Source organism: Pseudomonas sp. ASL9 (assembly GCF_056680335.1).
The window spans coordinates 1,231,801-1,257,140 of the sequence record NZ_CM155277.1 but is presented as its reverse complement, the minus strand read 5'-3'; the positions used below and the strand labels follow the sequence as shown (position 1 = coordinate 1,257,140).

The 25,340-nt window shown below is 57.8% G+C and carries 21 protein-coding genes; 7 read left to right on the top strand and 14 right to left on the bottom strand.

The features are described from left to right. Positions 1–83 precede the first annotated feature (83 nt). The 5 genes from AC1ME2_RS05860 to arnB form a co-directional block, all read right to left on the bottom strand. Positions 84–1,454: a UDP-glucose dehydrogenase family protein gene (locus AC1ME2_RS05860; RefSeq protein ID WP_480439856.1), complete on the bottom strand. Its 1,371-nt coding sequence runs from the start codon at positions 1,452–1,454 to the stop codon at positions 84–86. Between the two features lie 144 nt (positions 1,455–1,598). Then, a complete protein-coding gene (gene arnT, locus AC1ME2_RS05855) occupies positions 1,599–3,248 on the bottom strand; it encodes a lipid IV(A) 4-amino-4-deoxy-L-arabinosyltransferase (RefSeq protein WP_480439855.1) in 1,650 nt (549 codons plus the stop codon). Positions 3,249–3,498: 250 nt separating this feature from the next. Further along, complete coding sequence (gene arnA / locus AC1ME2_RS05850) at positions 3,499–5,490, bottom strand: bifunctional UDP-4-amino-4-deoxy-L-arabinose formyltransferase/UDP-glucuronic acid oxidase ArnA (RefSeq protein WP_480439854.1); 1,992 nt, start codon at positions 5,488–5,490, stop codon at positions 3,499–3,501. Continuing rightward, positions 5,487–6,503 (bottom strand): undecaprenyl-phosphate 4-deoxy-4-formamido-L-arabinose transferase, encoded by a 1,017-nt coding sequence (arnC, locus tag AC1ME2_RS05845; protein ID WP_480439853.1) that lies wholly within the window; start codon positions 6,501–6,503, stop codon positions 5,487–5,489. Before arnC ends, arnA begins: the two co-directional genes overlap by 4 nt. Further along, the gene (gene arnB, locus AC1ME2_RS05840; RefSeq protein ID WP_480439852.1) at positions 6,500–7,648 is read right to left on the bottom strand and encodes a UDP-4-amino-4-deoxy-L-arabinose aminotransferase; all 1,149 of its coding nucleotides are present in this window, start codon (positions 7,646–7,648) and stop codon (positions 6,500–6,502) included. Before arnB ends, arnC begins: the two co-directional genes overlap by 4 nt. A 787-nt stretch (positions 7,649–8,435) precedes the next feature. On the opposite strand from arnB, the gene bamJ reads away from it, so the two are divergent. The 5 genes from bamJ to AC1ME2_RS05815 all read left to right on the top strand — a co-directional run bounded on the left by bamJ (position 8,436) and on the right by AC1ME2_RS05815 (position 11,315). Further along, the gene (gene bamJ / locus AC1ME2_RS05835) at positions 8,436–9,170 is read left to right on the top strand and encodes a BamJ family beta-barrel-assembly machinery protein (protein ID WP_480439851.1); all 735 of its coding nucleotides are present in this window, start codon (positions 8,436–8,438) and stop codon (positions 9,168–9,170) included. Positions 9,171–9,543: 373 nt separating this feature from the next. Further along, positions 9,544–9,996: a YkvA family protein gene (locus tag AC1ME2_RS05830; protein WP_480439850.1), complete on the top strand. Its 453-nt coding sequence runs from the start codon at positions 9,544–9,546 to the stop codon at positions 9,994–9,996. Between the two features lie 145 nt (positions 9,997–10,141). Next, positions 10,142–10,480: a helix-turn-helix domain-containing protein gene (locus AC1ME2_RS05825; protein ID WP_480439849.1), complete on the top strand. Its 339-nt coding sequence runs from the start codon at positions 10,142–10,144 to the stop codon at positions 10,478–10,480. After that, on the top strand, positions 10,477–10,842 hold the full coding sequence (locus AC1ME2_RS05820) for a hypothetical protein (RefSeq protein WP_480439848.1): 366 nt from the start codon (positions 10,477–10,479) through the stop codon (positions 10,840–10,842). Before AC1ME2_RS05825 ends, AC1ME2_RS05820 begins: the two co-directional genes overlap by 4 nt. Before the next feature lie 8 nt (positions 10,843–10,850). Then, the gene (locus tag AC1ME2_RS05815) at positions 10,851–11,315 is read left to right on the top strand and encodes an SEL1-like repeat protein (protein ID WP_480442017.1); all 465 of its coding nucleotides are present in this window, start codon (positions 10,851–10,853) and stop codon (positions 11,313–11,315) included. On the opposite strand, the gene AC1ME2_RS05810 is transcribed toward AC1ME2_RS05815, so the two are convergent. Then, a complete protein-coding gene (locus AC1ME2_RS05810) occupies positions 11,312–13,084 on the bottom strand; it encodes a bifunctional diguanylate cyclase/phosphodiesterase (RefSeq protein WP_480439847.1) in 1,773 nt (590 codons plus the stop codon). The two genes, AC1ME2_RS05815 and AC1ME2_RS05810, sit on opposite strands and share 4 nt — an antisense overlap. 140 nt (positions 13,085–13,224) lie before the next feature. Then, the gene (locus AC1ME2_RS05805; RefSeq protein ID WP_480439846.1) at positions 13,225–15,303 is read right to left on the bottom strand and encodes a carboxy terminal-processing peptidase; all 2,079 of its coding nucleotides are present in this window, start codon (positions 15,301–15,303) and stop codon (positions 13,225–13,227) included. A gap of 139 nt (positions 15,304–15,442) precedes the next feature. On the opposite strand from AC1ME2_RS05805, the gene AC1ME2_RS05800 reads away from it, so the two are divergent. Continuing rightward, positions 15,443–16,405, top strand: coding sequence for a zinc-binding dehydrogenase (locus tag AC1ME2_RS05800; protein ID WP_480439845.1), 963 nt, complete (start codon positions 15,443–15,445; stop codon positions 16,403–16,405). 78 nt (positions 16,406–16,483) lie between these two features. Here AC1ME2_RS05800 and AC1ME2_RS05795 read toward each other — a convergent pair whose 3' ends face one another. The 6 genes from AC1ME2_RS05795 to AC1ME2_RS05770 form a co-directional block, all read right to left on the bottom strand. Beyond that, positions 16,484–17,137, bottom strand: a complete 654-nt coding sequence (locus AC1ME2_RS05795) for an HAD family hydrolase (RefSeq protein WP_480439844.1) — start codon at positions 17,135–17,137, stop codon at positions 16,484–16,486. 162 nt (positions 17,138–17,299) lie between these two features. Next, positions 17,300–18,289 carry an ABC transporter ATP-binding protein gene (locus AC1ME2_RS05790; protein WP_480439843.1) on the bottom strand — a complete coding sequence of 330 codons (990 nt, stop codon included), beginning with the start codon at positions 18,287–18,289 and terminating at the stop codon, positions 17,300–17,302. Next, a complete protein-coding gene (locus tag AC1ME2_RS05785) occupies positions 18,286–19,086 on the bottom strand; it encodes an ABC transporter permease (RefSeq protein WP_480439842.1) in 801 nt (266 codons plus the stop codon). Before AC1ME2_RS05785 ends, AC1ME2_RS05790 begins: the two co-directional genes overlap by 4 nt. Continuing rightward, positions 19,073–19,918: an ABC transporter permease gene (locus AC1ME2_RS05780; protein ID WP_480439841.1), complete on the bottom strand. Its 846-nt coding sequence runs from the start codon at positions 19,916–19,918 to the stop codon at positions 19,073–19,075. Before AC1ME2_RS05780 ends, AC1ME2_RS05785 begins: the two co-directional genes overlap by 14 nt. After that, positions 19,915–20,721 carry an alkaline phosphatase family protein gene (locus AC1ME2_RS05775; RefSeq protein WP_480439840.1) on the bottom strand — a complete coding sequence of 269 codons (807 nt, stop codon included), beginning with the start codon at positions 20,719–20,721 and terminating at the stop codon, positions 19,915–19,917. The genes AC1ME2_RS05780 and AC1ME2_RS05775 overlap by 4 nt, the downstream gene beginning before the upstream one ends. 166 nt (positions 20,722–20,887) lie before the next feature. Further along, complete coding sequence (locus AC1ME2_RS05770) at positions 20,888–21,955, bottom strand: ABC transporter substrate-binding protein (protein ID WP_480439839.1); 1,068 nt, start codon at positions 21,953–21,955, stop codon at positions 20,888–20,890. 363 nt (positions 21,956–22,318) lie between these two features. Here AC1ME2_RS05770 and AC1ME2_RS05765 point away from each other — a divergent pair, with 363 nt between their 5' ends. Continuing rightward, positions 22,319–23,035, top strand: coding sequence for a UTRA domain-containing protein (locus AC1ME2_RS05765; RefSeq protein ID WP_480439838.1), 717 nt, complete (start codon positions 22,319–22,321; stop codon positions 23,033–23,035). 23 nt (positions 23,036–23,058) lie between these two features. Here the strand turns inward: AC1ME2_RS05765 and AC1ME2_RS05760 are convergent, their stop codons facing one another. Further along, positions 23,059–25,254, bottom strand: coding sequence for a mechanosensitive ion channel domain-containing protein (locus tag AC1ME2_RS05760; protein ID WP_480439837.1), 2,196 nt, complete (start codon positions 25,252–25,254; stop codon positions 23,059–23,061). Positions 25,255–25,340: the final 86 nt, after the last annotated feature.

Below are 25,340 nucleotides of genomic sequence, written 5' to 3'. Positions count from 1 at the left end.
ACTGATGATCGTGTCCGACATTTATAGATGTTAGATCGATACCGGAGTCTTTGTATAAAGGCTCCGGTATCGGGATCGGTCAATCAGAGGGCTTTGCTGGAATCCCATTTCTGTTGCGGGATTGGCAGGTTGCATGACTCGCCCCGGCCCATCGGGAAGTACGTAAAGCCCTTCTGAGCCATACGTTCGGCGTCATACAGGTTACGGCCGTCGAAGATCACCGGCGCTTTCAGGCGTTTGTGGATTTCATCGAAGTCCGGCGCCTTGAACAGTTGCCATTCGGTGCAAATGATCAGCGCATCGGCGCCACTGAGTGCCGATTCCAGCGTACCCATCAGGGCAAGGCCAGGATGGTCGCCATAGAGCAGTTGGGTCTGCTGCATGGCTTCCGGGTCATAGGCGCGCACATTTGCTCCGGCTGCCCACAAGGCTTCCAGCAGGACGCGGCTGGGGGCGTCGCGCATGTCATCGGTATTGGGCTTGAAAGCCAGGCCCCACAAGGCGAAGGTCTTGCCGTTGAGGTCTCCTTTATAGAAGGCATTGAGCCGATCGAACAGTTTGTGTTTCTGCCGTTCGTTGATAGCTTCAACTGCCTGCAACAGGTCGTTGGAGCAGTTGGCCTGGTCGGCACTGTGGATCAGCGCGCGCATGTCCTTGGGAAAGCACGAGCCGCCATAACCGCAGCCCGCATAGATGAAGTCGTAACCAATACGCGAGTCGGCGCCAATGCCCAGACGCACGGCTTCAATGTCTGCGCCCAGGTGCTCGGCCAATTCGGCGATCTGGTTGATGAAGCTTATCTTGGTTGCAAGCATGCAGTTGGCGGCGTACTTGGTCAGTTCGGCACTGCGCAGGTCCATGAACATGATGCGGTCGTGGTTACGGTTGAACGGTGCATAGAGATCGCGCATGACCTCGCGGACTTCTTCACGTTCGCAACCGATCACGATGCGGTCTGGTTTACGGCAGTCGGTGACCGCCGAGCCTTCCTTGAGGAACTCGGGGTTGGAGACGATATCGAACCCCAATGGGCGTCCCGCCAAGGCTTTTTCGATATGAGCACGCAAAGCGTCGCCGGTGCCGACCGGGACCGTGGATTTTTCGACGATGATCAGGGGGGTGACCCGATGCCTGGCGATGGCATCGCCGACAGAGAAAACATAGCGGAGGTCTGCCGAGCCATCGTCGCCTGAGGGTGTCCCGACAGCAATAAACAAGACTTCGCCGTGTTCGACCGCCAACTTTTCATCGCTGGTGAAGTGCAGGCGCTTGCTCTCAAGATTGTCCCGAACAAGATTGGCCAGGCCTGGTTCGAAGATGTGCACATTGCCTTGCGCAAGCTGCTTGACCTTGTCCTCATCAATGTCCATACAGATGACATCATGACCCACCTCAGCAAGCACAGTCGCTTGCACGAGCCCCACATAACCACTACCGAATACACTGATTTTCATGCGCAGTTCCTAAGACTTATTGCCGCGTGTGCGTCGAAATTGAATAGTCATCACTCGCTGAATGACCCAGGTCATTCAGCGAGTCTTTAATACCGGGAAATGTTCGTTGAAGGCGTCAGCGTGGGCCTCCAGCAAGAAATAAGGTCATGGGGTCGTTTGTGCAAAAATAAAGATCACGATATTGCCCTGTTCATAACGCTTTCCATCTTTAGGCAACAGATCGACTTCATGCAGTTCGCTATCCTCTTTGACCCGCATAACCACGCCGACCGAGCCTTTCCGGCGAGCCTGGACCATCCATTGCTGGACATCGTTTAGTGTCACTGCGCGGCCCTGGGAGTCAGGGTAGCTGAATCCATATTTTGTCTCGCCGACAGTGTTATACAGCGTTATGTCCGGGCGTGCGGTATGCCAGGCCAGAGCGGAGGCTGCACCCAGCTCGTTGCTCAGGAGCGAACGGGCCTGGCGAAGCTCCTGAGCATGCTCGGAAATGAATCTATCGGGTGTCTTGTTATAGACAATGCTGTTGGGCAGTGCAGCAGGTAGCAAGGCGACCAGCGCCAGCATCCCCACGGCGGGGGCCAGCGAAAGCGCCGATGGCCTGGCAACTTGCAGGGCATTGGCGATGCCCCAGCCCCCCAGTGCAATGAGCATCACAGCCAGGTTAAGCGGCTCATGGTCATAGATGGGGTTGCTGAATTGCAGGTAAGCCACCGCGAGTAGTGCAACCAGACCGAGGGCCAGGTTTAGCAGCCCGTTAGCGCGGATAATCCCCGTTTTGGCCTGTTCAAGCCGACTGGTCAGCGTGTGGCCGATCAACAGCGCCAAGGGCAGCATGCACGGCATGATGTAGGTCGGTAGCTTGCCTCGGCTCAGGCTGAAAAAGGCCAGCGGCAACACTAGCCAGAGCAGCAGAAACGCGATTTTTGGCTGGGTTCTGGTCTGCCAGGCTTGCTTGAAGGTACTGGGGAGCAGCAGCGCCCAAGGCAGGCTTGAGACAACCAGCAATGGCAAGTAGAACCACCAGGGTTGAGCGTGTTGCGCATCGTCGCCGGCAAATCGGCGAATGTGCTCGTGCCAGAAAAAGAAAGACCAGAAGTCGGGTTCGCGCATTTGCACGGTCAGCACCCAAGGCAACGAGACCAGTACGGCGGCCAGCACGGCCAGCAAGCCATAGCGCATCATTTCAGTCAATCGACGCTGCCAGATCATGTAAGGCAGGGCGATCAGCACTGGCAGCAGGAGGGCCAGGAAGCCCTTGGTCATGAAGCCCATTCCGCAGGCCAGGCCGAGTACCGTCCAGGCGGCCAGTTTTGCGCGATGTGCGGTACTGTCGATGGCGTACCACAAGGCGGCCAGACTGAGGCTGACCCATAGGGTGAACTGCGGATCGAAGTTGGCGTAGCCGGCTTGCCCGACGATCAGGCCAAAGCTCATGTATATCGCGGCGCAGGTGAAGCTCTTGCGCGGGGTGTTCCATAGGCGGCGAGCAATCAGGTAGGTCAGCAGGGTGCTCAGCCCCAGGCTCAGAGCCGAGGCGATGCGTACGCCGAACAGGTTTTCTCCAAATACCGCTTGGCCGATGGCGATCATCCAGTAGCCAGCGGCGGGCTTTTCAAAGTAGCGCAGGCCCATAAAGTGTGGCGCAGCCCAGTTGCCGGTCAGGAGCATTTCCTGGCTGGCTTGTGCATAGCGGGTTTCGTCCGGAATCCATAGGCCGTGAAAGGGCATCGGCAGCAGATAAAAAAGGCCAAAGGCGAGTAGAAGAAGAGGTATTCCCCAGCGTTTGGTCATGGCTGGCGAGCTCCCTGCCAGCGGCTCCCAGGTTGAAAAAGCCTATTTTGCTGATGTGCTTCAGTCAGCAATTGACGGAAATAGTCGCCCATGAGAAATCCTTGTACTTGGGGATGTAGGCTGAAGACGTTCAGCGCTGGACGGAATGAGTCGAGGTTCCAGCGTTGATAGCCCAACCAGTCACTTCAGATGATGATGAGGCGCCATAAATGGCGCCTCATGCTTTTTTGCTTGACGTTAAAGAATAACCTCAGCGCTTATCCGCGATTTCGAGCATCGCTTCTTGCAGGAAGAAGTCCAGGGTTTTGCCGATGGTTTCGCTCAGTTCGATGGTAGGGGCCCAGTCGATCAGACGGCGAGCGTTGTCGATGCTTGGCTTGCGGTGGGTCACGTCCTGGTAGCCGGTGCCATAGAAAGACTGGCTTTCGACGTCACGGAAGCCGGCGAACGGCGGGAAGTTCGAGCGCAGTGGGTGAGCTTCGAACTGACGCAGTAGTTCTTCGCCCAACTGACGGATGCTGGCTTCGTTGTCCGGGTTGCCGATGTTGATGATCTGGCCGTTGCACTTGTCATCACGGTTTTCGATGATGCGTGCCAGGGCTTCGATGCCGTCAGCCACGTCGGTGAAGCAGCGTTTTTGTGCGCCGCCGTCGACCAGACGAATCGGGGTGCCTTCCACCAGGTGCAGGATCAGTTGGGTGATGGCTCGCGAGCTGCCGATCCGCGCCGAGTCCAGACGGTCCAGGCGTGGGCCCATCCAGTTGAACGGACGGAACAGGGTGAAGCGCAGGCCTTTCTGGCCATAAGCCCAGATCACCCGGTCGAGCAATTGCTTGGAGACCGAGTAGATCCAGCGTTGCTTGTTGATCGGGCCGACGATCAGGTTCGAGGTGTCTTCGTCGAAATTCGGGTCGGTGCACATCCCGTACACTTCGGAGGTCGACGGGAAGATCACGCGCTTGTCGTATTTCACGCAGTAACGCACGGTCTTCAGGTTTTCTTCGAAGTCGAGTTCGAAGACGCGCAGCGGGTTGCGGGTGTATTCGATCGGCGTGGCGATGGCCACCAGCGGCAGCACGACATCACATTTTTTGATGTGGTATTCGATCCACTCGGAGTGGATGCTGATGTCGCCTTCGACGAAATGGAAGTTCGGGTGGCTGCGCAGGCGGTCGATGGCGTCGGAACCGATGTCCATGCCATAGATTTCATAGCGGTCGTCTTGCAGCAGGCGCTCGGACAGGTGGTTGCCGATAAAGCCGTTGACGCCCAGGATCAGGACGCGGGTGCGACGCACGGCACGTGCCGACTCGCTGCCGACCATGCGCGAGCCTTCGACCAGACCCAGTTCGCGGGCCAGTTGCGGGCCGCTGAGGTAGAGCCCGGCATCGCCGCGCTGACCGGCGGTGATCACCAAGGAATCTTCGCCACAGGCGATGCGCAGGGGATCGGAACTGATCACCCGGCCTGGGGCGATGCCTTCATTGCCGGCAACGACGTCGGCACTCCAGACGATCAGTTTGTGTTCGCCCACCGGGCAGAACGCCCCCGGGTAGGGTTGGGTTACGGCGCGCACCAGGTTGAACAACTGTTCGGCCGGGCGCTTCCAGTCCAGCAGGCCGTCAGCCGGGGTGCGGCGACCGAAGTAAGACGCCTGGGTATCGTCCTGGGCGGTTTCGCTCAACTTGCCTTGGGCCAGCAGCGGCAACGCGTCGCGCAACAGGCTGACAGCGGCCTCGCGCAGCTTGCCGTGCAGGGTCAGGGCGGTGTCGGCGCGTTCGATGGCCACGCGCTGTTGGGCCAGGATCGCGCCGGCATCGGCGCGCTTGACCATGCGGTGCAGGGTCACGCCGGTTTCGGTCTCGCCGTTCACCAGGACCCAGTTGGCCGGGGCGCGGCCGCGATAGTGCGGGAGCAGGGAGCCGTGCAGGTTGAAGGCGCCCTTGTTCGCGCAGGCCAGCAGTTGCTCACCCAGCAGGTGGCGATAGTAAAAGGAGAACAGGTAGTCAACGTTGAGTTTGCTGATCCGCTCAATCCACAGAGGGTGGTTGGCATCTTCCGGCGCGTGCACCGGAATGCCTTTGCGTGCACACAATTGCGCGACTGAACCGTAGAAGGTGTTTTCCTTCGGGTCATCGGCATGGGTAAACACGGCAGCGATTTCATAGCCTGCGGTGAGCAAGGCTTCGATGCCAGCACAGCCAATATCGTGATAGGCAAAGACGACAGCTTTAGGATTCATAACGTGACCTGAGTGGAAGATGAAGACGGGTGTGAGCTGTTACCAGTTACAGCGGACGTCGCGGGCGGGCTGCGCAGCACTTTTTCGATGAAAAAACGCGGGCGGGCGCGGACATCGCTGTACATGCGGCCCAGGTATTCGCCCAGCAGGCCCATGCCGATGAACTGGCCACCGGTGAACACGAACAGCACGGCAAACAATACGAAGGTGCCTTGGCCGGCCCAGATGGCGCCGAATATCAGGCGCAAACCGATCAGCAATACGGCGAACAGCACGCCGAGAATGGCCATGCTGAAGCCCAGGATGCTCAGCAGGCGCAAGGGCGTGGTGGTCATGCAGGTGATCAAATCGAACATCAGGTTGATCAGGCGCATGGTGCTGTATTTCGAATCGCCGTGTTCACGCTCGGCGTGCGGGACGAGCACTTCGGTGGTGTGGCGGGCAAAGCTGTTGGCCAGAATCGGGATGAACGTACTGCGCTCGCGGCAGGCCAGCATGGCGTCGACGATCGTGCGTCGATACGCCCGCAGCATGCAGCCATAGTCACTCATGGCCACGCCGGTGGAGCGTTGCACGGCCAGATTGATCAAGCGTGACGGCCAGCGGCGCCAGGCGGAATCCTGGCGGTTGCTGCGCACGGTGCCGACCACGTCGTAGCCGAGCTCGGCCTGGGCGACCAGGCGCGGAATTTCTTCCGGCGGGTTTTGCAGGTCGGCGTCCAGGGTGATGACCACATCGCCCTTGCACTGCTCGAAGCCGGCCATGATGGCCGCATGCTGACCGTAGTTCCGGTTGAGGATCACCGCGACAATCGAGCTGCCTTCACGCTCGGCGGCGTCCTGGAGGATTTGCGCGGAGTCGTCGCGGCTGCCGTCGTCGACGAGCACGATTTCAAATTCATGGTGCAACTGGGCGCAGGCCGCTTCGGTGCGGCGCAACAACTCGGGCAGGCTCTGCTCTTCGTTGTAGACCGGGATGACGATCGAAACGCACTTAATCGGATAAGGTCTCACAGGCTTCGTTCCAGAGTGGTTTCAATGGCGCACGCGACGCGCTCGACGTCGTCGAGGGTCATGTCGGGAAACAGCGGGATCGAGCACAGGCGCGCGGAGTTCCATTCGGTGTTGGGCAACTGGACCGACGGGAAGCGGTTGCGGTAATAGGTGTGCAGGTGGGTGGCGATAAAATGAATGCCCGTGCCAATATTCTGCTCCTGCAAGCCTTTCATGAAGGCCTCGCGGTCCAGGCCACAGCGCTCGGCATCGATGCGCAGGATGAACAGGTGCCAGGCATGCTGCTGCGGATAGCTTGGCAGCAGAAGCGGCTGGATCGGCAAGCCTGCCAGACGCTTGAGGTAGGCCTGGGCCAGGACCTCGCGCTTGGCATTGATCTCGCCGAGGCGCTTGAGCTGCACCAGGGCGATGGCGGCGTTCATGTCGGCCAGGTTGTATTTGAAGCCGGGCTCAATGACCATCGCCTGCGGTTTGCGGCCATGGGTCATGCGGTCGTAGGCGTCTACGCCCAGCCCGTGAAACTTGAGCATGCGGACCCGGTTGGCGAGGTTCTCGTCATCGCTGACGAACATCGCGCCTTCGGCGCAGGTCATGTTCTTGATCGCGTGGAACGAAAAAATCGCGGTGCCTTGGGCGCCGATCGCGCGTCCGCGGTAAAGCGTGCCCGCCGCGTGCGCGGCATCTTCGATCACCGGGATGCCGTGACGCTCAGCCAACGCGTAGAGGGGATCGAGATCAAAGGAGGCCCCGGCGTAATGCACCGGGATGATGGCTTTGGTGCGCGGGGTGATGGCGGCTTCAATGGCGGCCAGGTCGCTCATCAGGGTATCGCGGTCCACGTCGACGAATACCGGGGTCGCGCCGAGCAAACAGATCATGTTCGCGGTGGACACCCAGGTTTGCGACGGGGTAATCACCTCATCGCCCGGGCCAATGCCCAAGGCGAGCAACGTGACATGCATCGCGCCCGTGGCAGACGAAAGGGCCACGGCGTGACGAGCGCCCACGTGCTCGGCAAATTGCTGTTCAAGCTCCTGGTTTTTCGGGCCGGTGGTGATCCAACCGGAGCGTAAAACCTGCTCGACGGCGGCAATTTCTTCGTCACCGATACTCGGACGGGAGAAGGGGAGAAAGCTCTGGCTCATGGTGTCCCTATGTAGGCTGTGTGTCTTGTGCTCATATACTAACAACTTACGCAGAAAGTCGAACTCTGCATTTACTTTATTGAAAGTGCTTGCCCGCTCATCAGGCGTAGCGTGAGAGCACCCCAATGATGAGCTGACATATAAAGGCTTGCTTGCAGTCGAGGTCTGTACGCACGGGTTATCACGCCTATAAAGCCGCTTTTGAGGGTTGTATTTCAGAAAAGCCACTCATTAGCATCCGCTCGTGGCGCCGAACGCAACGCTGGATGCTGGAAAATTAACGGTATGAAATCAGTAAAAATTTTGCAAGAAATATTGGCTTGTCTACTATGGGTTTGAATGTGCTCGCCATGGCGTTGGTTCTTTGTGCGTAGGGAGTCAAGAGTCCGGGCGCATCGAAACCAGGATGTAAGTGCTATTGCTTTTTATTCAGCACTGACTGAAAGTCGTGAGCATTCATAGTGCGTGGTCCCCTGTGCTCTTGAAGTGAATCGACACGGGGCTGAGTGGGGGCTGATCTTCTTTGAAGAGAGCGCCGAATGAACAAACCCCGGTTAACAGTTTCGTTTCCGCTGTTAGGTCACGAAAATATTCAGTCTCGGCGAATGGGCTCTTGCTGCGTAGCTGAACCAATGCTGTACGGCATGCACGCTGCGCAAGAAAACCTTTGGATACCTGAACTTATCTGGATTTTCTGCCTCTCATGCCGGTAGCCATTGATCGCGGCAGCCTGATAAGCTCGCGGCTTTACTCGTTTGCCCTATTGGCGCATGAACAAGGAATTAGTATGAAACAGCATCGGTTGGCGGCGGCGGTAGCCCTGGTAGGTCTGGTACTCGCGGGTTGTGACTCGCATACCAACGTAGAGCTGAAAACCCCGGCGCAAAAAGCTTCGTACGGTATTGGCCTGAACATGGGCAAAAGCCTCGCTCAGGAAGGCATGGATGATCTGGATTCCAAAGCGGTAGCCCAGGGCATCGAAGACGCCGTCGGCAAAAAAGAACAGAAGCTTAAGGATGATGAATTGGTCGAAGCCTTTGCTGCCCTGCAAAAGCGCGCTGAAGAGCGTATGGCCAAGATGAGCGAAGAGTCGGCAGCAGCCGGCAAGAAATTCCTCGCAGAAAACGGCAAGCGTAAAGAGGTGACCACCACCGCTTCCGGCCTTCAATACGAAATCGTCAAAAAGGCTGATGGCGCTCAGCCTAAGCCGACCGACGTGGTGACTGTTCACTACGAAGGCAAACTGATTGACGGCAAAGTCTTCGACAGCTCCGTTGAACGTGGCAGCCCGATCGACCTGCCGGTAAGCGGCGTGATCCCGGGCTGGGTTGAAGGTCTGCAACTGATGCACGTTGGCGAAAAAGTCAAACTGTACATCCCTAGCGACCTGGCCTATGGCGCGCAAAGCCCAAGCCCGGCGATCCCTGCCAACTCCGTTCTTGTATTCGATCTGGAGCTGCTCGCTATCAAGGACGCCAACGCTGCTGCCGCAAGCGCTCCTGAAGAGCCTGTTACCAAGTAATCGAGTATTGCCGGTTTGAGCATAACGCCCCGTTTCGATGGGGCGTTATTGTTTCTGGGGTTTGCCAACGAACGGATCATATTCGACGCAGTCGTAGTAGAGTCAGCACACTGTCAGTTCTGGATAGATTGTAGGACGATTTGTTGCGACCCCCCGTAATGCGATGGGGGTAACTTCAGTCAGGTCCCAAGTCAACGAATTTGTCGTATTTTTAATGTGAGTAAAAAACGCCCGATTTGAGCCAAAGCCCTACAGGGCGGGCCTTTCAGGCCTTAAAAATGGCTCTGTTCACAAGGTTATCCACAACTTGTGTGGATAACCTTTTTTGCGGCACAGTGGTAATACCTGTTGCCAACCTCCGTTAGGAGTGATCATGAAAACACCTTGGAACGTACTTCGATTTTTACCCATGGCTCAGCGCTTGCTCAGCCGTGGGCGTTTACCGGCCTTGATCTTCGCTGTAGCACGCAAGGGCGCGACACAAGGCAACCGCTTAGGCAAGCTCAAGGATGACCTGCGCTTGCTGCAGGCCTTGTGCCTCGCCTATTGGCGTGGTGAGTATCGAGCCATCAGCCCCAAGGCGATGGTGTCGGTGGTGGCGGGGTTAATGTATTTTCTCAGCCCGCTCGACCTCATCCCTGACTGGATTCCCGTGATTGGCATGCTCGATGACATCGTGGTTTTGGCCTGGGTCATGAAAAGCCTTGAAACCGAGCTCAATGCCTTCCGTGAATGGCGCGCGAAACAGGTGCCGGAGAAACTCGCCGCCGTTGAACGACTGCCCGATACGCCAGCGCTCCTTGAACTAGAGCACCGCAAGTCCTGAGCACACCCGGTTTTACTGGCGTAATCTGTCGCTTTATACAATGGCGTGTCGATTCAGTGCACGCAAGGTTCCCCTGTCCGCTGTTAAGATACCGATACAAGGAAAAAGCCTACTCGCAAAGTGTTGTAGTCCTACAGGGGGTTGTATGGATCTTCAAATAATTACACGTGATGGAGAGCCAGAGTACGCAGTTTTGCCTTGGGTTCAGTACCAGGCTTTACTCAAAGCGGCTGGCATCTCAGACGCACCCGTTCAACACACATCGAGCTCATCTGAGGCCATGCCTGTCGATCATCCTGGCTTCGATCAGTTGGGCGCCCTGCGCGCAGCCAAAGGCCTGGAGGTTGCACAGTTGGCACGTGCAGTAGGGATCAGTCCGTCGTACCTGGAGTTGATCGAAAGTGGCGAGCGCCTGCCTGATGCGGCCATTCGTCGGAGCCTGGCCTGGGAATTGGGTGTTCCTGGTTGGGGAGGTGATTTATGAGCGTGCGCATCAGCCGTCAGCACTGGGACGGGTTGTTGACAGAGCTGGACCAGGCGCGCCGACAGCGGCATCTATTAACTTACCGTGCACTGCTTGAACGACTGCAACTTCCCAGCCCCGCGATGCTGACCCTGACGGCTGCACTTGAACACTTGGCGGCGTTGGATGCTCGGGCCGAACAGCCATTGCGCAGCTCATTGGTGATCAGTCAAGGTGCAAGTCGTTTGCCGCGTACAGGCTTCTTTGAATGTGTCGAACGGCTTGGACGATTCTCCGGGCCTTCCGACGGCGTGGCCGCAGCGTCATGGCATGCTTCTGAAGTGGCGCGGGTCTTTGAATTCAGCTATCCGGAGAGCGTGTGAAGCCAAGTCTGTGGCGTTTGCGGGCACGATTGAGCTACTGGCTTGCTCGGCGATTGTTCCATTGGTCGTGGTTCGTTAAACACCCTAGAGGTTGGCAATGGCTTGAAGGCCAATTCTCACGCATGGCGAACCTGGGTGATGTCGATGCTCAGAGCTTCTATGGGCATATCCTGACGTTTCGCGGCCAAGGTTTGGGTGCCCGTGAGGAAGGCGTGCGTCTGCTGCGTCTGGCGGCTTTGGGCGGTGATGGCAAGTCGGCCTACCAACTGGGTGTGTTGAGCCTGGCGGGTGACACGCGCAAGGCGCCTGACGCTGTCGATGCTGCCCAATGGTGGGTGATGGCAGCAAAGGCCAGGCATCCACTGGCGACGATCAAACTGGTGCAGCTATATCAGCAGGGCGGCCCCGGTTTACTCCCTGATCCGGAGCGCGCCAAAGCGTTTGAGGCCCAGAGCAGGTCATCGGGTTTCTAGCTCGCGATGCACGCTTTAAAGTCCAGCGTGTCGATGACATGCACGCTGGCCCCGACCACGTTCTTGGCGTGGTGCTTGGCTTGAGACGCCAGTTCTGCCAGCCGGCTGGCATCCAGATTCGCGCAAGCATCAGGGTGCAGGTGAACGACGCCTACAGACAGCGACAACAGCGGGAAGTCCTGGCGCTGGCCCTGGCGATTGAGTGCGGTGAAACAGCCAGACTCCAGATGTTCGGCCCGATAAAAGCGCCGACTCTGATTCTGAAAATCTTCGAGCAGATGATTCAGGCGTCTGCGCCAGTCGTCGGTGCCCAGCACCATCAAAAAGTCATCACCGCCTATGTGCCCGACAAAGTCGCGGCTCGGATCGATCCGGTCGTTCAGGCACTGGGCCAGGCATAGCAACACTTCGTCGCCGCGCCCATAACCATAAATATCGTTGAAGGGCTTGAAACTGTCGATGTCCACGTAACAGATCATTGACTCATGACCTTGTTGCAATAGGCGGGTCAGGCACTGCTGGATGGGCACGTTTCCAGGCAGCAATGTCAGCGGGTTGGCATAGCGTGCCTGCTGAATTTTCAATTCCGTAATCAGCTTAAGCACGTCTATCACTCGCCCCAACCCCAGGTAGCAGCCATTGAGGGTGATGATGAAATCCTCTTCGATACGCTGCCTGGCGCGACTGGTCAGCAAGCGACTGACTTGCTGCAAGGACTGATTCAGCTCGACTGCGAGAAAGTTATCGCTCATCAGGCGACTGATCGGTTTGCGGGCGAACAGGTCCTTGGCGAACGGCTTTAACAGGGCTTCGGACAACGAATGCCTATGCACAATGCCGCAGGGTTGCGACTGCTCATCCAGCACCGCCAGGGAGTTGAGGTTGGCTTGTTTGCGAAAGTACTCGAGGACGGCGGCGGTAGGTGTGGACTGATTGACTGCCGGTTGTTCGGTGAGCAGCGCGCTCAGGTCACAGGCGTCTTCGTTCAACGCCGGTGCCGTCGGATCGAGTTTGGGCAATAGAGCACGGGCATCACGCGGCGGATGTTCTTGTGGGCGGCAGAGCAGATAGCCTTGAACCAGGTCCACGCCCATGTCGATCAATACCGCGAGCTCTTCTGGCAGTTCGATGCCTTCAGCAATCACAATCGCTCTGGAGGCCTTGGCCATTTGCAGCATGGAGCCGACGAACTCGCGCTTGACCGCATCCTGATGAATGCCATCGATAAAGTGTCGATCGATCTTCACGTACTCCGGGCGCAGTTCTGACCACAGGCGCAGGCTGGAGTATCCGGCACCCAAGTCGTCCATAGCGATGGAAAAGCCCATGTCCCGATAGTGATGCAGCGCCTTATACAGCAGCTCGAAGTCTTCGGTGGGTGTCTGCTCGGTCAGTTCGATGACCACTTGGCTGGGGGCGATGCCGTAAGTTTGCAGCAGCTCCAGCGTGCGGCCGGGTGGGTGAGCCGGTTCCAGGAGAGACTCGGGCGAGACGTTGAGGAACAGCTTGCCCTCAAGTTTTTGCTCGCTGAAACACCGGCAGGCGCATTCGCGCGCGGCCAGTTCCAGCTCACTGAGCCGACCGGCTTGTCGGGCGACTGCGAACAGGCTGATAGGTGAGTGCAGCGAGCTATTGGACGGGCCTCGGGTCAAGGCTTCGTAGCCAAGAATTCGCCGGTCCGATAGCGAGAGTATCGGTTGGAACAAGCTGTGCAAATCGCGGTGAGCCAAAATCGAACTCAGTGCGCTCAGCTGTTCAGTAACGGTCATGATGATCTCTGCACAAGAAAAAGGGGCTGAGCGCCATGGCGCTCAGCCCCTCTATTTCACGACAGATTGATGACTGTTTGATGACCGATTATTGCTAATCGGAATTAAATGGCCGTCATTTCACCGTCATGAGCCGGCCTTTACTTCTTTGCGACAGCGGTATTCAAGCTCAGGTAGTCGAGCAGGATGCGCCCGGTTTCGGCCAGGTAGGCGTCGTCCTCGGGTTTGGTCTTGTCATCTTCCGGCAGTGCGTCTTCGTCCTCTTTCTTCAGCTCTTTGAGCGGCTCTTCACCTTTGGCCTTGCGGCGGGTGTTTTCCAGAGCCAGCTGTTTGCCTTCGATATCGGTGTGTTGAGCACGGCGTTCAGCTTCGTTGAGGCTGACCGTTTTCTCTGCCATCAGCTTCTGCGCCAGGTCCAGACGGTTCTCGATGAACACGAACTCAGGGTCTTTCGACGAACGTGCCTCATGCCGCGCCTGCAGCTGCGCCAGAAACGGCTTGAACGGGTCGACGACAGGCTTGATGGCCGGTTTGATCGTGTCGTAAGACATTGCTTCGGGCAGCGCGCTTTCGCCGATTTCCTTGGTGTCGATGATCGACGGGTACGCGATATCCGGCAGTACGCCCTGGTGCTGGGTGCTTTGGCCGGAAACCCGGTAGAACTTGGCCAGCGTCAGTTTCAGTTCGCCATGGTTGAGCGGCTGAATGGTCTGCACGGTGCCTTTACCGAAGGTCTGGCCGCCGATGATCAATGCGCGGTGATAGTCCTGCATGGCGCCGGCGAAAATCTCCGAAGCCGAGGCTGAAAGGCGGTTGACCAACAGCGCCATAGGGCCTTTGTAGAAAGCACCTTTGGCTTCGTCTTCAAGGACATCGACCTTACCATCGCTGTTGCGAACCAGTACGGTAGGGCCCTTGTCGATGAACAGGCTGGTCAGTTCCGTGGCTTCCTGTAACGAACCGCCGCCGTTGTTACGCAAATCAATGACAACGCCATCGACTTTTTCGGCTTGCAGCTCAGTCAGCAGTTTTTTCACGTCACGCGTGGTGCTCTTGTATTCCGGGTCGCCAGCACGATAGGCCTTGAAGTCCAGATAGAACGCTGGAATTTCGATGACGCCGAGCTTGTAGTCGTGGCCGTCCTGCTTGAGGTTGAGGATCGACTTCTTCGCCGCCTGTTCTTCGAGCTTGACCGCTTCGCGGGTGATCGCGACGATTTTGCTGGTCTGGTCATTCGGTGCATTGCTGGCTGGAATCACTTCCAGGCGCACGATCGAACCTTTAGGCCCGCGAATCAGTTTGACCACTTCGTCCAGACGCCAGCCGATCACGTCGACCATCTCTTTGTCGGCCTGGGCAACGCCGATGATCTTGTCCGACGGCGCGACTTGCTTGGTTTTGGCGGCAGGGCCAGCCGGAACCAGGCGCACGATCTTGACGTTGTCGTTATCGCTCTGCAACACAGCGCCAATGCCTTCCAGAGACAGGCTCATGTTGATGTCGAAATTTTCTGCGTTGTCGGGCGACAGGTAGTTGGTGTGCGGATCGTAAGACATGGCAAAGGTGTTGATGTAGGCCTGGAACACGTCTTCGCTACGGGTCTGCTCCAGACGCGACAGCTGATTCTTGTAGCGCTTGGTCAGCAGCTCTTGAATCGCCTTGGGTTCCTTGCCGGCAATCTTCAGGCGCAGGACTTCATCCTTGACGCGTTTACGCCACAGATCGTCCAGCTCGGCGTCGTTTTTAGCCCACGGACTGTCCTTGCGATCGATGAGCAAGGTTTCCTTGGTGGTGAAGTCGAATGTGTCGACGCCTTTGTTCAGCTCGGCCAAGGCAAAGTCCAGGCGGGCTTTCACGCGATCCAGATAGCGCTTGTAGATGGTGAAGCCGGGATTCAGGTCGCCGCTTTTGAGAAAGCTGTCGAACTGAGTGCGCCATTTGTCGAATTCGGTAATATCACCCGCCAGAAAATAGCTGCGGGACGGGTCGAGCAGCTTCAAATAGCTCTCGTAGATGATGACCGAGCGCTTGTCGTCCAGCGGCGGCTTGCTGTAGTGATGCCTTTTGAGCAGCTCTACAACGTTAAGACTGGCGATGACCTCGTCGCGATCAGGCTGGAGATTGTCCCAGCTATTAGCGGCGAATGCAGTGGCGGACAGCGGCAAAACGCTGAGGCCAATGAAAAGGGCAAGTGCGGTACTTGGGAAAAAATGCTTCATGCTGATTCGACGCGGGGACAATTGATAACGCATATTAGGCCGTCTTTGAAGTCGCCGGTTCCGTCGGATCCGGTCGCATAATGCAAAAAGCCCGTGCGTCTATAGCACCGGCTCAGTCCAGACTCACTATGGAGGCACTGTGAAAGCATTGCAAGGCGTTGACGGACATGTGGAATGGTTGGAACAACCCAACCTGACATGTGATGTAGGACAAGTACGGATTCAGATCGCTGCGGCGGGTCTCAATCGCGCAGACTTATTGCAGCGGGCCGGATTGTATCCGCCGCCGCCGGGAGCCAGTAAAACCCTCGGGATGGAGTGCTCCGGCGTGATCAGCGAAGTCGGGGCGGGTTCGTCCTGGCAGGTCGGTGATCGAGTCTGTGCGCTGCTTGCAGGCGGCGGGATGGCTGAGGAAGTAGTAGTCGACGGACGGCATGTACTGCCCGTTCCCGAGGGCATGTCTTTACCGGAGGCGGCGGGCATCCCCGAGGTATACGCCACTGCGTGGCTGAATCTATTTCAGCTGGCGGCGTTGAAACCTGGTGAAAAGGTTTTGCTGCACGCTGGGGCAAGTGGCGTTGGTTCAGCTGGCATTCAGCTTTGCAAGGCGTTTGGCAACCCGGTGTGGGTGAGCGTCGGTTCGGCCGAGCGTCTGGCGTATTGCGAAGCGCTGGGCGCCCAAGGTGGAGTAGTGCGCAGTGACAACCTGGAAAGCTTGAAAGACCTCGGTCCGTTCGACGTCATTCTCGATCCGGTGGGTGCCAACTACGCGGCCTTGAACATCAAAGTGTTGAACGTTGATGGGCGGTTAGTGCTGATCGGTCTGATGGGCGGGCGCGAAGCGCAACTGGACCTGGCGCAAGTGCTGGTCAAACGTGTGCAGATACTGGGTTCGACCCTGCGCAGCCGTGATGATCAATTCAAAGCGGATTTGCTCAGCGATCTGAATCAACACGTGTGGCCGTTGTTTGTCGAAGGACGCCTCAAGCCGCAACTGGCCAAGACCTTCCCGGTCAAAGACGCCGAAGCCGCCTTTGCTGAACTGGCGACCAATCAGGTGTCAGGCAAAGTGGTATTGGTGATCGACGAAAGCCTGGTCTGATAGATCGGGTGGAGCCATTCGCGAATAAGTTCGCTGCCACAGAGGATCGGTATCCGACTGTGGCAGCGAACTCAGCCATTACTTCCAGCTATGAATCGGCCAACCAGCCTTCTCTGCGTGTTCGCGCAGCGCCGGGTCCGGGTTGACGACGTGGGGGTATGGGACCTCGAGCAGCAGCGCCAGGTCATTGCGTGAGTCTGAGTAGAAGCTGGCGCCCTCCAGCGTCTCGCCTTCGTTTTGCAGCCACTCCAGCAAGCGCGTGACCTTGCCTTCGCGGTAGGTCAGTACGCCCAACGTCGCGCCGCTATAGACGCCATGTTTGACCTCCAGTTCGATTCCCAGCACTTCGTCAACGCCCAGCCGTTCGGCGATAGGTTTGACCAGGTGCGTGCCTGACGCCGAGATTACTAGAATCCGGTCACCGGCCGCTCGATGGGCGGCGATGGCCGTGCAGGCCTCGCTGAAAATGATCGGCTCGATCACATCCTCTACCCACGGGCTTACCAGATGCTTGACCTCTTCCGGCGTGCGCCCGGCCATGGGCTCCAGGCTGAAGGTCATGTAATCCTCCATCGCCAGTTTTCCTGCGCTATACGCCGCCATCAGTTCATTGTTACGGCGCATGAACGACTCAGCGTCCACCCAGCCGAGGCGACCCATTTGTTCGCTCCACAAGCTGGCACAGTCGCCGTGGATCAAGGTTTCGTCCAAATCAAAAATCGCTAAAGCCATTACTGCTGTCCTCTGAATTTGGTGCAGTTGCAATGCTGTATCTGTAGGAGCGCGCTTGCCCGCGATGGCGATAGGTCATTCGATGAATATTTATCGTCAGACAGATCCAATCGCGGGCAAGAACTCGGCGTCCCCCCCCGCTCCTACAAGGTGCCGGGTCTGTCAGGCTACTTCACACAGCGCCGACGGATCGATAGCCAAGGCCACTCGTTGGCCATTTGGGTGCAAATCAGCCGCAGAACGGTTCAGTACGTCGACCACCAACTCTACGCCTCGGGCTTCGATCCGGTAACGGATCACGTTACCCAACAGGCTGTGGCTACGCACTTCGCCGTCCAGGTCGCCGGTCAGGCTCAGCTCGATGGCTTCCGGGCGAATCGCGAGGCGACTGGTAATCGGCCGTTGTAGCAGGCGGCTGGCGCTGGCGGCGTCGAGCAGGTTGTAGTTGCCGATAAAACCGGCAGCAAAGACGTCGATCGGTGCGGTGTACAGCGTTTCAGCATCGCCGCTTTGCACGATCCGGCCCTGGTTCATCAGGAAAATCCGGTCTGACATGGTCAGCGCTTCTTCCTGATCGTGGGTCACGAAAATCGTCGTCAGCCCCAGCTCACGCTGGATCTGACGAATTTGTTCGCGCAGGTGTTTGCGAATTCGCGCATCCAGCGCGGACAGGGGTTCATCGAGCAGCAGCAGGCGTGGCCGGGTCACCAGCGAACGCGCCAGCGCTACCCGCTGACACTGGCCGCCAGACATCTGATGCGGGTAGCGGTTGGCGAAGTCGGTCAGCTCCACCAGCTTGAGGATTTCGGCTACGCGCTTGTGGCTGTCATCGCTGTTGACCTTCTGCATGCGCAGGCCAAACGCGACATTTTGCTCGACGGTCATGTTGGGGAACAGTGCGTAGCTTTGGAACACCATGCCGATGCCACGCTTCTGCGGAGAGACCGGCACCAGGTCCTGACCTTCCAACAGAATGCGCCCGCTGGTGACCGAGGTCAGCCCGGCGATGCAGCGCAGCAGCGTGGATTTGCCGCAGCCGGACGGGCCGAGCAGCGTCACGAACTCGCCCTTTTTGATGTCGCAGTTGATGTCACTGAAAACCGCGGTGCTTGCATAGTGCTTTTGCAGGTGTTCGACGCTGACGAAGCTCATTGGCTTTTGTCCTTGTTCATTAGATTGGCCGCCCAGGTCAGCACCAGCACAAAGAAAAAGTAGGAAACCACCAGCGCACTGGTGAAGTGACCGCTGCTGTTGCGCATATTGTTCAGGTAAACCTGCAGGGTTTCGTAGCGCGTACCGACCAGGATGTTGGCGAACACGAATTCACCGAACAGGAACGAGAACGACAGCAGCAACGCGACCATCAGGCCTTTGCGCAAGTTTGGCAGCACCACCAGAAATGCGGCCTGCCAAGTGCTGGCCCCGAGCAGTTGCGCGGCATCCATCAGATCGCTCAGGTTAATCGCTTGCAGGTTATTGGTAATGGCCCGGTACATAAACGGCAGCGCCACCGTGAAGTAGCAGCCGATCAGAATCCATGGGGTGCCGACCATTGCGAAGGGCCCGGAACCATAGAGCTGCAACAAGCCAACTGAGGACACCACGGGCGGCACCGCGAACGGCAGCAGGATCAGGATGTTCATCAATGCATCAAGCTTGGGGAAGTGGTAATGCACGACGAACAGCAGTGGCAGGATCAGGATCACGGACAGCACCAGCGAGCCGACACACACCAACAGTGACTGACCGAATGCATGGAGAAAGCGCGGGTCGCTCCACAGTTCGACATACCATTTGACGGTGAAACCGCTGGGCATAATGGTCGCCGACCAACTGGTGGCGAGGGAGTAGATCAATGTCCCGGCCAGTGGCAGCAACAGAATGATGAACAGCAGGTAGACCACTGTGCGGTGGTAGAGGACGGCAGAGCCGGGTTCAGCGCGAGACATGATAGCTCCTCTTCAAAAGCCACTGGTGTATGAGGGTCACCAGGGTCATCAGGCCCACCAGCACCACCGCCAGGGCGCTGGCCATGTTCGGGTCGAGGCTGATGTCGCCCGAGACCATGGCGGCAATACGGATGGGCAGCACGTTGAAGTTGCCCGTGGTCAGGGCGTACACCGTGGCGTAGGCGCCGAGGGCATTGGCCAGCAGAATGACGAAAGTACCGATCAGCGCCGGGGTCAGTACCGGCAGACCGATATACCGCCAGAACTGCCAACTGTCGGCTCCTAGCAAGGCAGCGGATTCGCGCCAGTCTTCGCGCAAGGCGTCGAAGGCCGGGTAGAGCAGCAGCACACCCAATGGAATCTGGAAGTAGGTATAGAGGATGATCAACCCGGTTTTGGAATACAGGTTGAAGTCCTCAATGATCCCTGCTTGCTTGAGCATGATCGTGATACTGCCGTTGAACCCCAGCAGAATGATGAAGGCGAAGGCCAGCGGCACACCGGCAAAGTTGCTGGTCATGTTGGCGAAGGCGTTGACGAAGTTACGCAGTCGCGAGTCGACCCGGCGCAGGGAGTAACTGCCGAGCACCGCAATGATGATCCCGAAGACGCTGGACCAGAAGCTGATCTCCAGGCTGTGCTGGATCGCTTGCAGGTAGAACCTGGAGCTGAACACTTCAGTGAAATTGGCCAGGCCCCAGCCGTTATCTTCCGATTGCAGGCTGTGGATAACTACCCAGGCCAGCGGGGCAATCTGGAACACGATGAAAAACACGGCGAAGGGCACCAGGCACAGTGCCGCCAGCCATTTGCCTCGGGTGATTGAGTTCATTTCAACAACTCCCGGCATACCGGCTTGTCGTGAGGGACGCCGAGCAGTTCGCAGACCGTGCCACACAGATCGGTCTGTTTCGGTTGGGCATTGTTATTGAAACTGAAGGCATCGCCTAGAACGAACAGGGGCACTTCGCGTTCTTCCGGGAGCAGGCCATTGTGTGAGCGGTCGTTGTTCATACCGTGGTCGGCGGTCACCAGCACCTGATAGCCGGCGTCGAGCCAGCCTTGCAGGTAGTTGGCGAGGATGATGTCGGCAGAGCGTGCGCTATTGCGATATTGCGGCGTATCGAGACCGTGCTTGTGCCCGGCGTCGTCGATGTTCATGGGGTGTACCAACAGGAAGTTCGGTGCATGACGCAAGCGCAGGCTTTCAGCGTCGGCGAACAGGTGTGAATCGGGGTAGTGATCGGCGTAGTAGAAGTGCCCGTGCTGGATCGGCAGGTGTGCGTCGTCAGTGTGACGGTCGCGGGCTGCAACGAACGGCGAGCGGTTATACAGTTCGCTGACCCAGTGATAGGCCGCAGCGGCAGTACTGAGACCGGCATCAGTGGCGTAGTGGAACACGCTGCGCTGATTTGACAGGCGCGAGACGTTGTTGTGCACGATACCGCTGTCAATCGGGGTCACGCCGGTAAGGATGCATTCGTAGAGCGGCCGGGACAGGGCTGGCAGTTCGCATTCCAGGGTGTACAGGGCGGCGCGTTCTGCGCCTACGTAAGCCTGAAGGTGCCCCATGGCATGCTGGGCGACCTGATAGCTCAGGCCGTCGAGCACCACCAGGATGACGTTGTGTTTCATGGGCAAGGCTCCGGGTTCGCGGGTGTATTGGCGCATGAATGCAGCTTTCTGTAGGAGCGCGCTTGCCCGCGATAAGGGCCGTAGACCTTCTGCGTCTGACAAACCGCCATCGCGGGCAAGCGCGCTCCTACAAGTGTGGGGGCGGGCCTGCCTGCGAACAGAAGTCTTATTTCATTTCAATGATGACTTGCTCGTTCCATTTTTTCGGCAGACTTTTGGAGGTTTTTTCCCAGGCATCTGCGTCAGCAATCGGCTTCACGTGTTTGTACTGCTCGTTAGGCAGCAGCTTGGCTTGTACGTCAGCCGGCAGCGTGAGGTGTTCGGCGCGAATCGGACGGGCATTACCCCGCGCCAGGTTGGTCTGGCCGGCATCGCTGAAGATGTATTCGCGAGCCAGTTTGGCGGCGTTCGGGTGTTTGGCGTATTTGTTGATAATGGTGGTGTAGCCGGAAATTACCGAGCCGTCGGAGGGGATCAGCACTTCATAATCGCCAGGATTGACCATCTTGTCGCGATAGCTCAGACCGTTGAAGTCCCAGACCACACCCACTTCGATTTCACCTTTTTCCATCGTGGCGATCGTCGGGTTGGACAGCGACAGACGCCCCTGTTTCGCGATCTCAGCGAACATCACCAGTGCCGGTTCAATATTCTTCTCATCGCCACCTTTGGCAATGGCAGCGGCCAGTACGCCATTGGCGGCTTGGGCCGCGGTGCTCACGTCACCGATGGAGACCTTGTATTTGCCTTTCTCCAGATCAGCCCAGGTTTTGGGGGCGTCGGAGCCGTGGAGCAATTTCTTGTTGATGATGAATGCGATAGTGCCTGTGTAGGCCAGTGCCCAGTTGCCGTCTTTATCTTTTGCCCAATCCGGAACCTGAGCCCAGGTGCTCGGTTTGTACGGCTGGGTCACGCCCTGTTTTACCGCGATCGGGCCGAAGGCTGCACCCACATCGCCGATATCCGCGCTGGCGTTGTCTTTTTCCGCAGCGAATTTAGCGACTTCCTGGGCCGAGCTCATGTCGGTGTCGATGTGCGTGATGCCGTAGTTCTTGAGCAGGTCGCTCCAGGTGCCTTTCCAGTTGGCCCAGTCATCGGGCATGCCCACGCTGTTGACCGCACCTTCGGCTTTTGCAGCGGCCTCCAGGGTTTTCAAATCGGTATCAGCGGCCATGGCTGCCGTACACAGTGCAATGGTCGAACCTAACAGTGATGCCAGGAAAAGATGTTTCATCCGAAGCTCCTTTGGGCGTTTTCAACGCTGCGTTTTTATCGACGTTAGTGCGGTTGGGTTGGTCTAGGTCAGCAATACCTGAGCCAATTTAAGCCTGCTGAATGACACTTTGATGTCGGCACCACGCCTGCAGGGGTATTCGTCAGCCAATGCAGGTCAGTGCACGGTAAGCGTAGACCATAGCTAAGTTATTGATACTCATTGATTTGATTGGTTTGGTACGAGCGTCTCAGGCCACCATTCAGCTGCTTTGTCATCTATCAGTCATGTGCTTTGCCTAGGCTGATAGATACTCACAGGAGCGATATTCACGCTCGGTCCTGCTCATAAACAGCGCTGGACTAGTCCAGATAGGTAACGTCGATGCGCGAAGATGCACCAAAGGCGGTGACAGCCATCGGTCTGGCCTTGCAGGAACAGATCGAGCACGGCTTGTTGCCAGCCAGTAGCAAGCTGCCCGCCGAGCGCAAACTCAGCGAGTTGTTCGGCACCACGCGGATCACAGTGCGTGAAGCGTTATTGCAGTTGGAAGCCCAAGGGCTGGTTTATCGTGAGGAGCGACGTGGCTGGTTTATTTCGCCGCCGCGTCTGGCCTACGACTTGATGCGTCGTAGTCATTTTCACGCCATGGTCAGTGCCCAGGGACGAGTGCCTTCTACTGAAGTGATTTCAGCGCGTCTGCAACCCGCGTCGGCTGCGGTATGTGCCTGGTTGCAGCTGCCAGCGTTATCCAGCGTTATCCAGATCTGTCGCGCACGGCGCATCGATCAACGACTGGTGTTGTACGTGGAGCACTACCTCAACCCAGACTACTTCCCCCAGATACTTGATTTCGATCTGAGTCAATCGCTGACCGAGCTATACGCCAGCCGTTACGGCTTGCGGTATGGGCAGGTGCGTTTCGAGATGGTGCCGACGGCCTTGCAGGTCGAGGCCGCAGCAGCGTTGAAAGTCTCAGTGGGCAGCCCTGGCCTGCGTATCGCCCGGGTCAACTACGACCAGCAGGGCCGTCTGATCGATTGCGACCTGGAGTACTGGCGCCATGATGCGATTCATGTGAGTGCTGTGGTGCCAGGGTAAGGGGGCAGATGCCAGATGATTTCCTAGCTCGACTGCTGATTTTTCACTGATCCGACCCCAACCCCACTCACGCTACCGCCACTGGTATTCACCTGCACGCTTAAGCGCGGCGTTGCCAAGTCGAGGCCCGCTTCGTCCAGGTGGCGTTTGAGCAACAAATTGAAGGCTCGGGAAACTTCCCATTGTTTGATCGGCGCAGTTTTGAAACGAGCCCGAAGTATTGCGCTACCTGATTCGAAACTCTCGACCCCCTGAATCTCCAGGGGGGACCAGATATTGCGCCGCTCCAAAGGGTCATTGTGCATTTTATGCCCGACCTCACGAATCATCTTGATCGCGTCGTCGATGTTCATGCTGAACGGAATAGCGATGCGGAAAATCGCGTAGCCGAATTCCCGCGAGTAGTTCTGGATGCTTTTGATCTCGCTGAAAGGAATGGTGTGGACGATGCCGTCGATGTCCCGCAGGCGCACAGTACGGATGGTTAAACCTTCAACCGTGCCTAAATGGCCGCCGACATCCACGTAATCGTCGATGGCCAATGAGTCCTCGATGATGATGAACAGGCCGGTGATCAAATCCGCCACCAATGACTGCGCGCCAAAACCGATGGCCAGGCCGATCACACCAGCACCGGCCAGTAACGGGGTCACGTTCATGCCCATGTTTGCCAGCGCTACAATCAAGGCGATGATGAAAATCGCCACGAACAGCACGTTGCGGATCAGCGGCATCATGGTTTGCGCCCGGGCATTGGCCAGGCCTTTGCGTGACCGGGTCAAGGCATGATGCACGGCGGTGTCACTGAGGATCCACACCAGCCAGGCGAACAACAACGTCGCGCCCAGGCTGAACAACTTGACGCTGACGTCGTGGCCGTCACCCTCGGCGAAACGAATCAGCGACATGCCCCACACGCGAAGGCCCAGTTCGATGAACAGCAGCCAGACCAGCAGATGGATCAAGGTGTAGAAGAAGTTTCTCAGCCGCTCTGAATACAGTGCATGGCGTTTTTGCCCATGGTGGGGTTTTAGCGCATGACGGCGCACCAGCCCATTGATAACCATGCACAGCACCAGCAATACCGCGCAGATCAAGGCATGACGCAGTGCAGTGCTGGTATCTCCAGCGGAGAAGAACGTGGCGAACAATGACACCGCCACCAGCATCAATGCGGGCACATACCAGAACGAGCCGAGAATGGAGAGGGTATCGCTCAACGCGCGGCGGGTCAGGCGCTGGGACAGCGGCTGGTTGCGGATCAAGTGGGCGATGGGTCGCCGGAACCGCAGGATGAATAGCCCCGTGGATATCGCGGCCAGCACGTTAGCCAGGGTTGCGGCGATGTGCGCCAGGTGCTCGCCAAGACTGGCGATCAGGCGCGGGTCGCTCAACGCCTGGCCGAAGGCGGCAAAACTGCCGATCAGCCACAATGGGCGAAACGCCTGATGCCGCAGGATATACAAGGCGCGGTGACGGTGCGGGCCGTCAAGAACGGAAAAGGCAATCACGCAAATGGCCGAGAACAATGTGCCCACCACCAAGGCATACGCCAGCACCATCGCCAAATCCTTGCCCAGCGAAGAGGGCAGGGAATAGCTCAAGTACACGGTGATAACCAGTGCCACCAGCCACGGCCCCAGTTTGCGCAGGGCAAAACGCAGCATGTCCCAGGTCCGAGGGTGTTGTGGCAGGTCTTCAGACAGGCCAAAGCGCAGGCGCACCCGATGGCTTAACCAGATCAGCGCGGCAGCCAGCAGGCTCCAGATCAGTATCACCAAGGCAAAGCCGAAGATGACTGGCAGCCATAGGTTGGCGGGCAGCGTCAGCGCCAGCAGTTCTTCTTGCGAAAGGTCCAGTTCTTCTGACCAGCGTTGGAGCGGGCTGTCGTCACCCGTGAACTGTTTCTCGAAACCAGCCAGTGTTCCGCCGATCAACCCGAGCACGCCTTCTTCGGTGGCAGGTTGGGCTTTTTTGGTGGCGTCGCGGAGTTTTTTCAGGTCGTCGAGGAGTTTGGTGCGCTGCTGATCGTTTTCCAGTGACTTGATCACTTCATCCAGCGATTGCCCTAGAGGTTCCTGCGCTTGCGGTTGGCTTTTCTGCGAGCCGCTCAGCGAGCCCGGCAGGCTTAGGGCCTGGGCCTCTGCAACCGGTAGCAAGGCCAGTAGACAGATCAGAAGCAGGCGCGTGACAACGGACAAACTGGCAAAAACAGGCACTAGGCAGTGAACCTCAAATCAGCACTGAAACGCCTGGTGTCATCAGGCAACGACTGGCGAGTGTACGAGTGGCGCTTAGGCTTGGC